This window comes from Macrococcus animalis (assembly GCF_047425875.1).
GTDB classification, from domain to species: Bacteria; Bacillota; Bacilli; order Staphylococcales; family Staphylococcaceae; genus Macrococcoides; species Macrococcoides animalis.
In genome coordinates this window covers 1,652,545-1,664,646 of sequence record NZ_CP179727.1, presented here as the reverse complement: position 1 = coordinate 1,664,646, position 12,102 = coordinate 1,652,545, and the positions used below count along the sequence as shown (strand labels likewise).

At 34.0% G+C, this 12,102-nt stretch carries 12 protein-coding genes; 7 read left to right on the top strand and 5 right to left on the bottom strand.

Annotated features, from left to right (window positions below; genetic code table 11):
• Positions 1 to 36 precede the first annotated feature (36 nt).
• On the bottom strand, positions 37 to 1,068 hold the full coding sequence (locus tag ACMGE9_RS08685) for a lactonase family protein (RefSeq protein ID WP_414042404.1): 1,032 nt from the start codon (positions 1,066 to 1,068) through the stop codon (positions 37 to 39).
• 210 nt (positions 1,069 to 1,278) lie between these two features.
• Between ACMGE9_RS08685 and ACMGE9_RS08680 the strand changes: the two genes are divergently transcribed.
• The 6 genes from ACMGE9_RS08680 (at position 1,279) to ACMGE9_RS08655 (ending at position 6,737) form a co-directional block, all read left to right on the top strand.
• Positions 1,279 to 2,790 (top strand): aminotransferase class I/II-fold pyridoxal phosphate-dependent enzyme, encoded by a 1,512-nt coding sequence (locus tag ACMGE9_RS08680; RefSeq protein WP_414042403.1) that lies wholly within the window; start codon positions 1,279 to 1,281, stop codon positions 2,788 to 2,790.
• Complete coding sequence (gene speD, locus ACMGE9_RS08675; RefSeq protein WP_414042402.1) at positions 2,790 to 3,206, top strand: adenosylmethionine decarboxylase; 417 nt, start codon at positions 2,790 to 2,792, stop codon at positions 3,204 to 3,206. Before ACMGE9_RS08680 ends, speD begins: the two co-directional genes overlap by 1 nt.
• 12 nt (positions 3,207 to 3,218) lie before the next feature.
• Positions 3,219 to 4,079, top strand: coding sequence for a polyamine aminopropyltransferase (gene speE / locus ACMGE9_RS08670; protein WP_414042401.1), 861 nt, complete (start codon positions 3,219 to 3,221; stop codon positions 4,077 to 4,079).
• The gene (gene speB, locus ACMGE9_RS08665; RefSeq protein WP_414042400.1) at positions 4,066 to 4,914 is read left to right on the top strand and encodes an agmatinase; all 849 of its coding nucleotides are present in this window, start codon (positions 4,066 to 4,068) and stop codon (positions 4,912 to 4,914) included. The genes speE and speB overlap by 14 nt, the downstream gene beginning before the upstream one ends.
• Positions 4,915 to 5,008: 94 nt before the next feature.
• Positions 5,009 to 6,250, top strand: coding sequence for an MFS transporter (locus tag ACMGE9_RS08660; RefSeq protein WP_414042399.1), 1,242 nt, complete (start codon positions 5,009 to 5,011; stop codon positions 6,248 to 6,250).
• Between the two features lie 85 nt (positions 6,251 to 6,335).
• Positions 6,336 to 6,737: a YolD-like family protein gene (locus tag ACMGE9_RS08655; RefSeq protein WP_414042398.1), complete on the top strand. Its 402-nt coding sequence runs from the start codon at positions 6,336 to 6,338 to the stop codon at positions 6,735 to 6,737.
• A gap of 36 nt (positions 6,738 to 6,773) precedes the next feature.
• Here ACMGE9_RS08655 and ACMGE9_RS08650 read toward each other — a convergent pair whose 3' ends face one another.
• The 4 genes from ACMGE9_RS08650 to ACMGE9_RS08635 form a co-directional block, all read right to left on the bottom strand.
• Positions 6,774 to 7,385: a response regulator gene (locus tag ACMGE9_RS08650; RefSeq protein ID WP_414042397.1), complete on the bottom strand. Its 612-nt coding sequence runs from the start codon at positions 7,383 to 7,385 to the stop codon at positions 6,774 to 6,776.
• 4 nt (positions 7,386 to 7,389) lie between these two features.
• The gene (locus ACMGE9_RS08645; RefSeq protein ID WP_414042396.1) at positions 7,390 to 8,766 is read right to left on the bottom strand and encodes a sensor histidine kinase; all 1,377 of its coding nucleotides are present in this window, start codon (positions 8,764 to 8,766) and stop codon (positions 7,390 to 7,392) included.
• 586 nt (positions 8,767 to 9,352) lie between these two features.
• On the bottom strand, positions 9,353 to 10,165 hold the full coding sequence (locus ACMGE9_RS08640; protein ID WP_414042395.1) for a class 1 isoprenoid biosynthesis enzyme: 813 nt from the start codon (positions 10,163 to 10,165) through the stop codon (positions 9,353 to 9,355).
• Position 10,166: 1 nt separating this feature from the next.
• Positions 10,167 to 10,349: a hypothetical protein gene (locus tag ACMGE9_RS08635; protein ID WP_414042394.1), complete on the bottom strand. Its 183-nt coding sequence runs from the start codon at positions 10,347 to 10,349 to the stop codon at positions 10,167 to 10,169.
• A 307-nt stretch (positions 10,350 to 10,656) separates the two neighbouring features.
• Between ACMGE9_RS08635 and ACMGE9_RS08630 the strand changes: the two genes are divergently transcribed.
• Positions 10,657 to 12,060: an LPXTG cell wall anchor domain-containing protein gene (locus ACMGE9_RS08630; protein ID WP_414042393.1), complete on the top strand. Its 1,404-nt coding sequence runs from the start codon at positions 10,657 to 10,659 to the stop codon at positions 12,058 to 12,060.
• Positions 12,061 to 12,102 lie beyond the last annotated feature (42 nt).

Genomic DNA, 12,102 nt, shown 5'->3' with positions numbered 1-12,102 from the left:
AAAAATCCTACCCCTAATGAGGTAGGATTCATAGCACTATAAAAATTGTACACATACGCCTTCTGGTGCACGTTTGTTATTCTCAATCATCGTTAATCGACCTGTTTCTTTATCTCTTTCGAATAAAGATAAAACGCCGTCTACTTCATGAGCGCATACTAAGAATGAATCGCTTGGGTCAATATTGAAATCTCGTGGCCAGTCTCCACCTGTTCCAACGATTTCAACTAATTCAATTTTTTCACCTTCATTTGTAACTTTAAATACTGCAATTGACTGATGTCCACGGTTTGATGCGTATAAAAATTTACCATCATGGCTCAATCGAATAGCCGCTCCTTGAGTATTCTCAGTAAAATTACTAGGTACTGTCGGTAATTTATCAAGCATTTCAAATTGCCCATTATTATATTGTAATACGACAACTTCATTGCTTAACTCTGTAAAAAGATAAGCATATTTTCCATTCTCATTAAACACTAAATGTCTTGGTCCCATTCCTGGTTCAACATCTAATGTGTGAACACGTTTAAATCCTTCATCACCAAACGTAAAAGTAATCACTTCATCTGTGCCTAAATCTACGGCAACTGCGTATTTACCGTCTGGTGTTTCTTGTATGTAATGCGTATGTGCATGATCTTGACGTTCAGCATGTGGTCCAGTTCCTTCTTGTTGTACTGTATCGATTAATTCCAAAACTTCACCTGTTTCAGAATTTAATTTATACATGCGTACTAATCCTGGTCCATAAACCGCTTCTAATAAATACTTGCCATCTTTAGTAACCCATATATGACATGCAGAATCAGTTGAAGATAAGTTCTCATTAATCACTTCCAAACTACCATCTTCTTTGATTTGATAACTTTGGATTCCCGCTTGGCTGTCTACTTTTTTAATACCATATAGTTTGTCATCATGTTGCACAATATATGTAGATGCAGGCACTTCATAACCAGTCTCTACCGACTTAATTGTCTTCGCTTCTGTATCTAGTGTAAAGTTGTAAATCCCTTTACCATCATGCTTTGTATATGATCCAATATATCCTTTTACCTCTTTCATTTTATCGCCTCCTATTTCTTTCATTCTAACAAATTCAATTCAACAATGCGAAAAGTTGAAAATAATATTGAAAATTTTTAAAATTTATATTGCTAATAGTTTAGTAATACATTACAATTTGTTTGGTATTAATAAAAGAACAGTAATACCATACAATAAGTTAAGTAAAACTAATATTTACCATAAAATAAGTCGATAAAGGAGTGTATTATGTTAAACACTCATCTAAAAAAACAATTTTCTCCTATTGATATAACACAACAAACCAAAACACCATTATTCTCTGCTTTAAAAGTATATGAGCATGAGCAAGTAACTAGCTTTGACGTTCCTGGTCATAAACGTGGATTAGATAAGGATTATCGCCTTAACTATTACGGCAATCGTACTTTACGTCATGATATTAACTCGATGCCACGTCTCGATAACTTTGACCATCCAACAGGGGTCATTTTAGACGCACAACAGTTAATGGCTGATTTATTTTTAGCAGATGATGCACACTTCTTACTCAATGGTACGACGTCAGGGATACAGGCGATGATTCTTTCTACCTGTAAGCCTAAAGATAAACTTATCTTACCTCGTAACGTTCACAAGTCAGTACTTAATGCAATGGCTTTAGCAGACGTTACGCCAATATATTTGATTCCGGAGTTTGATACAACATTTGGCATTGCACATAACGTGAGTGTCAAAAGTGTTGAAGAAGCTATCCAAAAACATCCAGATGCGCGTGCAATTCTCCTGATGAATCCCACGTATTTCGGTGCTGTCAGTGAGTTAAAGGTTATTACGGAGCTTGCACATCAGCACAATATACCTGTCCTTATTGATGAAGCACATGGTGCTCACTTTAGATTTTCGAGCAATTTGCCTATGTCATCCATGGAAGCTGGTGCTGATATGGCAGCAACATCCCTTCACAAAACAGGTGGCTCATTTACACAAACGAGTGTATTACTTGTACGTGGTACACGTGTTAATCTACACAAAGTTAAAAGTGTTGTGAATATGCTTACCTCAACGTCAGCATCATATCTATTGATGTCGTCACTTGATATTGCAAGACAACATCTTGCCTTAAATGGTCAATCACGCATTGAACATAACCTTAAACTTGTGCGCAACTTTAAACAAAGGATCAATCAAGTACCTGGATTTCATATGATTGATTCTGATGCCTTCTACAAGAACTATCATCAACAACTTGATGTAACAAAGCTTACGATATACATCGATCACGCTTTAGATTTATCTGGCTTTGAAGTGTATCATCTTCTGCGCGATCAGTACGATATTCAGATGGAACTTGCAGAACCTAATATTATTATGGGAATTGTTTCATTTATGGATAATGAGGATGGACTCAACAAACTGTTTAACGCACTTGTAGATATTAGTCGTAATCACTTCAATCCGAAGCAACAAGTCATACCCCCCATCTTAAAGCAGATGGATATTCCTGAGCAGATGATGGGATTACGCGATGTATTCTACGCTGAAAAGAAAAGTGTTCCTTTAAACGAAGCACTTAATGAGATTTGTGCTGAAAGCTTAATGATTTATCCTCCCGGTATTCCAATACTAATGGCTGGGGAACGTATTACCCAAAAGACCATTGATTATTGGTCGTTTATTAATAATCAACCCATCATTAAAATTGGTGCAGAAAACAAAAATGAAGTATTTATTATTGATCATAAAGGAGAAATTTATTAATGAAATTAACTACATTAGGTAGACACGTATTAATCGAGTATTATAATTGTGACCAGGATATATTAAAAGACCATGATTCAATTGAACGCATCATGAACGAAGCAGCAGTTGTATCTGGTGCAACTATCGTAGAAAGCTGTTTCCACACATTCAATCCATATGGTGTAAGTGGTGCTGTTATCATCTCAGAATCACATTTAGCCATCCATACTTGGCCAGAATACGGGTACGCTTCAGTAGACGTATTCACTTGTGGTGATTCAGTTGATCCTTGGAAAGCTGAAGATTTCTTACAAACTGCTTTAAAAGCTGAGTTATCTGATTCATTCGAAATGGGACGCGGTATGGCAGACAAAATCGAAAAATATTCAAATGGTAAAATTGTCGTAGAATCATTCAAACCAATAGAAGCATAGGAGGAAATATACATGTTAGATTTATGGTATACAGAGAATCACACGGATAACGTCAAGTTTTCTATTAAGACAACTGAACATATCTTAACTGAAACAACACCGTTCCAACAAACTGATTTCTTTAAATCAGAGGAATTCGGTACATTTTTCACATTAGATGGTTTAATGATGGTCAACGAGAAAGACGAATTCGTTTATCACGATATGATTACACATGTGGCAATGGCTACAAACCCCAAAATTAAAAAAGTCCTTGTTATTGGTGGCGGTGATGGTGGGACTGTCCGTGAATTAACACGTTATACTTCTATCGAACAAATTGATATGGTTGAAATTGACGAACGTGTTGTGCGTTTATCTCAAGAATACTTACCAATCACAGCTTCTAAATTAGAAGATCCTCGTGTGACATTATTATTCGAAGACGGATTAGCTTACGTAAAAAATAAAGAAGCTGGCTACTACGACTTAATCTTAGTAGATTCAACTGACCCTATCGGTCCGGGTGAAGGTTTATTCTCACACGATTTCTACAATAACTGTTTCCGTGTATTAACAGATGATGGAATTTTGATTAACCAACATGAGTCACCATATTACACAAATTATGCTCATGAAATGAAACGTGCACACTCTAAAATCAAAGGATTATTTCCAATTACACGTGTTTATCAATTCCATATGCCAACATATCCATCAGGACACTGGTTATTTGGCTTCGCCTCTAAATCATTTGATCCTTTAAAAGATGCTGATTTAGATGCTTGGAATGCCCTTGGTATCAAAACAAAATACTATAATACTGACATCCACACTGGTGCATTTATGTTACCTACTTTCGTTAAGGAGATGTTAGCTGATGAAGCCGAATAAATATGTTTACATGAGCTGTGACGCTTCATTTGAAGACGCAACAACTGTCATTTATGGTGCTCCTTTTGATGGTACAGTTTCTAATAGACCAGGTACACGTTTCGCAGCAGATGCAATTCGCTCTGAATCTTACGGTTTAGAGACGTATAGTCCTTACCTTGATAAAGATTTAGAAGACGTAAATATTATCGATACAGGTGATGTTGATATTACCATTGGTAATAAAGTAAAAGTGTTAGAAGAATTAGAAGATACAGCGCGCGTTATCATAAATGCAAACAAACTACCGTTTATGCTTGGTGGAGAGCATTTAGTAACGCTTGGCCCTTTCCGTGCTGTGCACGAAAAATATCCTGATGTTGTACTTGTACAACTCGATGCACACACAGATTTACGTGACGACTACATGGGAGAATCATTATCTCACGCGACAGTTGTTCGCAGAATTCATGATATTGTAGGAGACAATCGTATCTTTCAATTTGGTATTCGTTCTGGAACGAAAGAAGAATTTGACTGGAGTAACACACATACAACTCTCGAAAAATTCTCCATTGATACTTTGAATGACTTACCAAACATTCTTGGGGGTACACCCGTTTATGTAACAATCGATTTAGATTGTTTAGATCCTTCTATCTTCCCAGGAACAGGCACACCTGAACCAGGTGGTTTAACATATAAAGAACTTGAACCTGCATTCAAAGTATTTGAACAACTGAATGTTGTTGCAGCTGATATTGTAGAGTTGTCACCACCATACGACCATAGTGGTGTTTCTAATGCAGTTGCAGCGAAAGTTGCGCGTGAACTCATGCTTGCGATTACAAAATAAGTTAGGACTTTTGTCTTAACTTATTTTTTTATCTATATTTTCTGATTATTATGAAATATAATAAATTAAAAAGAGAAAATTTGAGGTATCACCTATGAAATATAAAGACTTCCCTGCTAACGTTAAATTGCGTATTATTTGTGGTTTTTTTGACCATGCTGCTTCTATGAGTGTGATGCCTTTTATGGTTTTATATATTGCAGATGAACTTGGAAAAGTAACATCTGGTTTACTCATGTCTTTCAACGTTATTTTCGGCTTATTATGTAATCTGGTCGGTGGTTATTTTGCAGACCGTTTCAGTCGAAAAGGTCAACTGATTTGGGGACAATCTATATTTGCAGTCTTATTTACCATTATGGCGATATTCATTCATCCTAATATTAATATGGCGTGGATTGTCGCAATTATTTTCATGTGTTTGGCAATTCCAAGCGCGATGATATTTCCGGCTCTTGAAGCATTGATTATCGATTCTACGGATGAAGAAAGTAGAAAGTCTGTTTATGTTACAACCTACTGGTCGAATAACTTAGCAACTGCTGTTGGTACCGCAATCGGTGGCTTGTTCTATAAAGACCATCGCTTTTTACTCTTTTTGTTCATCATAGCGATAATGGTGATAAATACGATTATTTTCTATCGTTTCTTAAAAGATCCAACGACTCAAAAAGAAAAGATAATCGTTAATACACACTGGATTCGAGATTTATTTGGTAAATATAAAGTGGCGTTTAAAGATACACGTTTTGTTCTTTTTACTGCGGCTGCCGTTTTTATTTTCTCGGCTGAATTTGCACTGACGAACTATATTGGCGTTAGGTTGCATGAAGTGTTTAAACCCATTGATTTATTCGGCATACATATTGATGGCGTCCGTATGATGAGTTTAATGTTAATCGAAAATACGATACTTGTTGTAACCATTACATTCTTAGTCAATAAACTTGTTGAACCCTTTAACCAACGTACAATGCTTGTCATTGGTGGATTAATGTATACTTTCGGTTATGCAATGACGCATACGCTCTCAACGTGGTGGATTCTCATGCTTTGTATTTTATTTGCGACCATTGGAGAATTGATTCAAAGTCCTATTTATTCAGTATATATGGCGAAGCTTATGCCTGAAGATGCACGTGCGAGCTATATTGCTTTCAGTTCACTTGGTTACAGTGGCGCTGGCCTCGTTGCCAGTTCCGGATTAATTATCGGCGTTGTGCTAAATAGTGTCATGATGAGTGTTTATGTCGCATTACTTGGTGTCATCGGTGTAATACTCGTGGTAACTGCCCTGAATCTTCCTGGTAAACATCAATTTAAGACTAACAATTAAGCAGTGGAAAATTCCACTGCTTATTTTTATTGAAAAATAGAACGTATGTTCGTATAATAAAAGAAAAGAATAAGGATGTGAGGCTATGATTCACCCTATTTATGGCGAAACCAATTATCGAAATGTAGAACAACATAAACTCAATCGCAATATTCCGAAAGGACGTGGCATGATTAAATGGGCACCATTCGCGACGATGCCACAACAATTCGCTGATGTTAAACGTCAAATTGAGAATCAGAATAAAGTAGAACGTCCCGAATTATCCGAAGATCGTATGCAAGAGATTAATGAAACACTCCACATCGCGCTCGCTAAACAACAAGATGTAACTATCGAGTATTATTCAAATGGATATATTCACTCTATTGGGATGACCATTGAAAAAATTGACCAATGGGCAGCAATTATCATCGGCACAGTGACTAGCAACGGGCAAACATTCTTTATATCATTTATGGATATTATCAATATTTACATACAATAAAAAGCGTAGACAAATGTCTACGCTCTATCCTTATATCTATAAATTTGTTTCACTTTCCTCAATTATCCCAAGCTGAATACCTTTAATAACAGCACCCAGCCTTGATTCAACACCGAGTTTACGAATCAACTTTGTAATATGATATTCGACCGTGCGTTTACTAATAAATAATGCCTCACTAATGTCTTGATTCTTCATATCTTTTGCAACCATACGTAAGATTTCTTTTTCTTTATTACTCAATAAAGGCTTTGCTAATGCTGTTTCATGCTTTAAATTTTGATTAAAATAATATACAGCACGGATCCCGTCAACCAGTTTATCCGTTGATTCATCTTTCAAAATAAAACCAACTGCACCATTTTCATAAGCTTTAATCTTATATTCTTCTAAGTTATATCCACTCAGCATTATAAACTTTACTTTCGGATACTTAGAAGAAAACGTCTTTACAATGTTCAAACCATTCACATCTTTTATCTTGATATCGCACAATACAACATCTGGTTTCAACGTCTTAATATAATGAGATAAAAGGTTAGGATCAGTAAATACTTTTGCAACTGTTAAATCATCTTCTGACTCAATAATCTTAGCCACACCATGACCAAATAATTCATGATCATCTAAAATAATAATCTTTACCATGGAATCACCTCTGTTCAATCGGCAATGTTATACTAACTACCAATCCTTTTTTATGTGTACTCTCGTCTAACACGGAGAAAACAATCTCCCCATCAAACAGACTCACTTGATTGATTAAATACTTCAGTCCATTATTTGAACCACGTACTAAAATATCAGAAACGTTATGGTATTCAATACCCACACCATCATCGGTAACTTTGAAAGATAATGCCTCGGCAGACTCTGTTACCTCAATATTGATATGTTTAGCATCCGCATGTTTAATTGCATTGTTAATCAATTCTTTAATCATACGGTAACTACTTATCTTTACTAACTTATCTATCAATATGTTACTTTCTTGATAATCTAGTTGAATATCAATCATCGATTCATACAAATGACGACGAATTAATCCGTTCAAACTCTCATTTAATCCAAAATCATCTAAATCCGCAGGGAATAAATCTTCACACACCTCACGAATCGCATAAATCGACTCATCTAAAATTTCTTCCACATGCTCACGACTACCCTCTTTATCTAGCGTCTTCGTCTCATTTAAAGCAAGAATGATGTTTTGTAAAATATCATCATGTAAGAATATCGATAAGCGTTCACGCTCTTCCTCTAGTGACGCATGTGATAAATAAATACGGTTCTTGTAATCTTCATCCATTAACTTCGTTGAATAATTCTTCATAAAGAAATCGAACTGCTCTAACATGCTAACAAATTCGTGATATTTAAATTGATCTATTTCAGAAGTATGTAATGCAATAAACGCATTATTTACTGCAGTACGATGCACATAAACAGTAATATCATGTAACTGGTTTATCGCAATTGCCGAACGCTCATAAATCATGTGAGACTTAGAAATAATATCATCATAATTAAATGTCCCTGTTGGGAATCTATATTGCTCAGATTGATCTTGTGATTCTATAAACAAGTAATAATTCGATAACTTAATATTATTTTGAATCAAGGTATCGTAAATATTCTCATTAATATTGCTCGTAACGTTTGTTGAGCGATGTTTATTCTGATATTGATCTTTGAAATAATAAAGTGACACACTTAAAGCCAATATTAAACTGTGTATAATAATTATTTTGATTAAATCAGGGTGCGCTAAGAAAAATACATAGAACACAACAACAGAGCATAACATCAAGACATTCCAAATTTGAAATAGCGATAAAATAATAGCCATATAAGATTTTGAAATAATAATCTTAAATTTACAGAACGAATACAGTAAATACAAAGGAAAGATGATTAACGTCGGTAATAAATAATAGTACGGAATACTACTATTAAAGAAATGTAAAAATAAATTCAACGTGAACATTGGTAAAATACTTAGCAATAGTGATGCTAAAATAAAATACAATTCCCTTCGAATCTGCCCCTGTGAATTACGAATGATTGAGAATATTACGTAAAATACGCTTAGTAATAAAATAATACACACCGATATAAGCATGACGAATGAAAATAGTACAAACTCACTTCTTTGAAGTGTCACATTCAAAATTAGTGCAATTATAAATAATGAAAATATCAAATAATTATTTAGTTTTAAAAAGTTATTCAATTTATTCGATCTTGAAAAAACAGGATAAATACTAAATAACTTTGACAACATTGCTAGAACGAAAAATAACAAAAATATTTCTGTCGTTGTTCCTAGTCCTTTTAAAAAAGGATCATAATAAGAAAAAGAGATCGTATTCGCTAATAATAAGCATAGTATGAAAAAGTGCTTAAGAACATATGAATCAAGTTTATTTAACATTTGAAGCACTAAAATACTAATAAAAAAGTTAAAACCTGCCGTACAAATAGTCAATATAGTTACATCATCATAATTTCTACCCATAAGTAAAGAAACTTTAATAGCATAGAAAAATTTTAAATGTATTACGCAAGTCAGAACAATTAATAACAAATAAAATGGTACTGACATACGCTTTAATCTAAAAATTGAATTCATTTTTTAATTTCCTTATTCCTTCAGATTTATCGGGAAAAGCATCTAAGAGAATACCGTATGCTTTTTCAATGTAATAATTATACAACAATCTACAGTAATCTAGTGAACCAGATTTTAAAATATTTTCACGAGAGTAATTCTGAAGGTTCGTATCACCAGAGAAAAATATATATTTAATAAGTGGTAAATACATCTTTTTTTTCTTAAAATCACTTTTTTGTTCTGATAATAAACTGTCTATATCATTTTTAATTTGAGCAGCAATCCCAATATATTGCATAAACTGCAACAAAGATTTGTTATTTTTATCAATAATAAGACCAATCAACATCATCAAATTACCAGACTTCTTAGTAATCATCTCTATATAGTCATCTTCTGATAGCCTAGGGTTCTCATTGAAATCAAAAGTAATATCTTGAAACTCTGAGTAACCAGCTTCTACTATAAATGACATGACTTCATCCTGAATCTCACGATCGATTAAACGAATTGCTTGAAGCATTGTAATATGAGATAAAACAATTTGTTGTTCTTTAGAAATCCACTTCAATATATAATCATCATCGACAACGTCATCAACTAAATCAAAAGCCCAAAAAACAAGCTGAATTGCAACAGAATTTCTTTGCATATCAGCTTGGGTACTTGTATTAAAAAGCATATTAATTGTTTCGTAATAACTTCCCCAACTATCTCGTTGGATTTTATCATTCACATAGCTTAACAACTCTTCTTCTGAGTTGGTTGAAAGATGCAACTTCTTAATTAATTCAAAAATATATTGTTCAATCACCTTAAAAATCGCCAGTCCAATACTTTGAAGCTTTAATATTCAAGGGCTTATGGGCAGCAGAGTCAATCACTGTTACAACGTCTTCACTAAAACCTAAAGTTTTGTTTTGGTTTAACAATTCTTCTAGAGATAAGTTCATTTCTTTCATTTTTAAAACAACTTGCTCTAACTCTTCTCTCATCATAATTTCCTCCATTCATTAATGAATTAATTTCTTAAATATAATATTACACGAAATTTTCTAAAAACTCGATACTTAATTTATATTTTTAACAAAATTCATCTTTTATTTTTATTAACTTAGTGTTAAATCATCGAAAAAATACTATATATGGATAACTTCATTCAAAAATACATACTTATATAACACTAGATTTAAAATTATTAATCCACTTTAAACAAACTAAATCAATTGTGAATTTATGGATATCACCTAGCACTTAAAAGTGAAATATGTCATAATGGGTTCAACAAGCAAAAAGGAGCTACACATGAAAAAAACACTATTGTCTCTTGCAATAATCACGTCGTTTACAACATTATCGACAACAGTTTATGCTGACACTCATCCGACGGTTCTTTATTTCCACAACGAAGATAATGAACCAATCAAAGATTTTCCTTTCAAAGCTCAGTTAAATGAAGAGCATACTTTATATACTGCCCTTGACGATGGTTATAAAGTGATTGATGGCGATGTCTCCACTATTGAAATTGCAGGGAATGAATATACAATCAATCCTGGTGTCTTAAACGAAATAGAAATTGTTGATCCAGCATTAGTTCTAGAATCTGTTGACGAGGTGGCAACTTCTGAAGCACCGATATTAGAGCAACATCATACAATTAAAGTTAATGCAGTGGATCGATCTTTTACTCATTTAGAAGATGGAACAATAATATACCTAAAATTGGATGGACAAGTAATTGACGAAACTGAGGTAACTGATGGGGTTGTAGAATTTAATGATGTAGATTCTAAAGAATCTTATGAAGTGAGTTACTCAAAAGAAAATATTGAATCAACACCTAATGAGCCACTTACAATTGAAGCTGGCGAAGAGAAATATTTAGTATATGAAGCACAGACTAAACCAATCAAACGTGAACGTTCTCCCGAAAAGCTTAAGCAAACGTTAAATTCTGATGGTGATGCGATCCATAGAGCACCTGATGACAGACCACCTTTACTGAAGAATAGAGATAAAGCGGAAAAGTCAGCTGTGGTTAATACAAATAGCGATTCAAGCGACTCAGAAAGCTATCGTGAACGTAATACAAGTTCTAAAAGATCAAACGTTAGTAGAGATGTAAAACCACAACTTCCCGTTGAAAAACCAACAGTGAATCCTATCACACGTGCAGAACGTAGAGCAGATGCGAAACAATCATCAACAAGCGATAATGCGAATACTGCAGACTACAGCAGTAACTCAAGTTCTAGCAGTTCTGATTATAGTAGTGACAGTTCATCAAGTAATGATTACGCAAGTGACACTTCATCGTTCAATGGCACATTAAGTCATAAATCCACAACACCTACTTTAAGGAAAGACAGCAAACAGTCTAAATATACGCCTTCAAGTGATGGTGATTATGCGTCTGATAGCAGTTATGCATCTGATAGCAACTATTCATCTGGTAGCAATTATGATTCAAATAGTGATTCAAATTCAAGAGACTTCTCTAGTTCAAGAAATGATAGTTCTAATAATCATACATCTCCTATAAAGAAATCATATTCAAAATACAAATCAAGCTCAAGTGATGATGAAAGTTATTTACCTGAAACAGGTGAAGCAATGAGTCAATTGTTACCTATAGCTGGATTAATGGCCATTAGTGCTGGTATTGCACTACTATACTTTACACGTAAAAAGAAGAAAGATATGTAAATTAATAGAACAATAAACGCACATGCAAAATTCGCATGTGCG

Coding starts and splice junctions, on each gene's coding strand:
- ACMGE9_RS08685 (WP_414042404.1), bottom strand. CDS start 1,068: ATGAAAGAGGTAAAAGGATATATTGGATCATATACAAAGCATGATGGT.
- ACMGE9_RS08680 (WP_414042403.1), top strand. CDS start 1,279: ATGTTAAACACTCATCTAAAAAAACAATTTTCTCCTATTGATATAACA.
- speD (WP_414042402.1), top strand. CDS start 2,790: ATGAAATTAACTACATTAGGTAGACACGTATTAATCGAGTATTATAAT.
- speE (WP_414042401.1), top strand. CDS start 3,219: ATGTTAGATTTATGGTATACAGAGAATCACACGGATAACGTCAAGTTT.
- speB (WP_414042400.1), top strand. CDS start 4,066: ATGAAGCCGAATAAATATGTTTACATGAGCTGTGACGCTTCATTTGAA.
- ACMGE9_RS08660 (WP_414042399.1), top strand. CDS start 5,009: ATGAAATATAAAGACTTCCCTGCTAACGTTAAATTGCGTATTATTTGT.
- ACMGE9_RS08655 (WP_414042398.1), top strand. CDS start 6,336: ATGATTCACCCTATTTATGGCGAAACCAATTATCGAAATGTAGAACAA.
- ACMGE9_RS08650 (WP_414042397.1), bottom strand. CDS start 7,385: ATGGTAAAGATTATTATTTTAGATGATCATGAATTATTTGGTCATGGT.
- ACMGE9_RS08635 (WP_414042394.1), bottom strand. CDS start 10,349: ATGATGAGAGAAGAGTTAGAGCAAGTTGTTTTAAAAATGAAAGAAATG.
- ACMGE9_RS08630 (WP_414042393.1), top strand. CDS start 10,657: ATGAAAAAAACACTATTGTCTCTTGCAATAATCACGTCGTTTACAACA.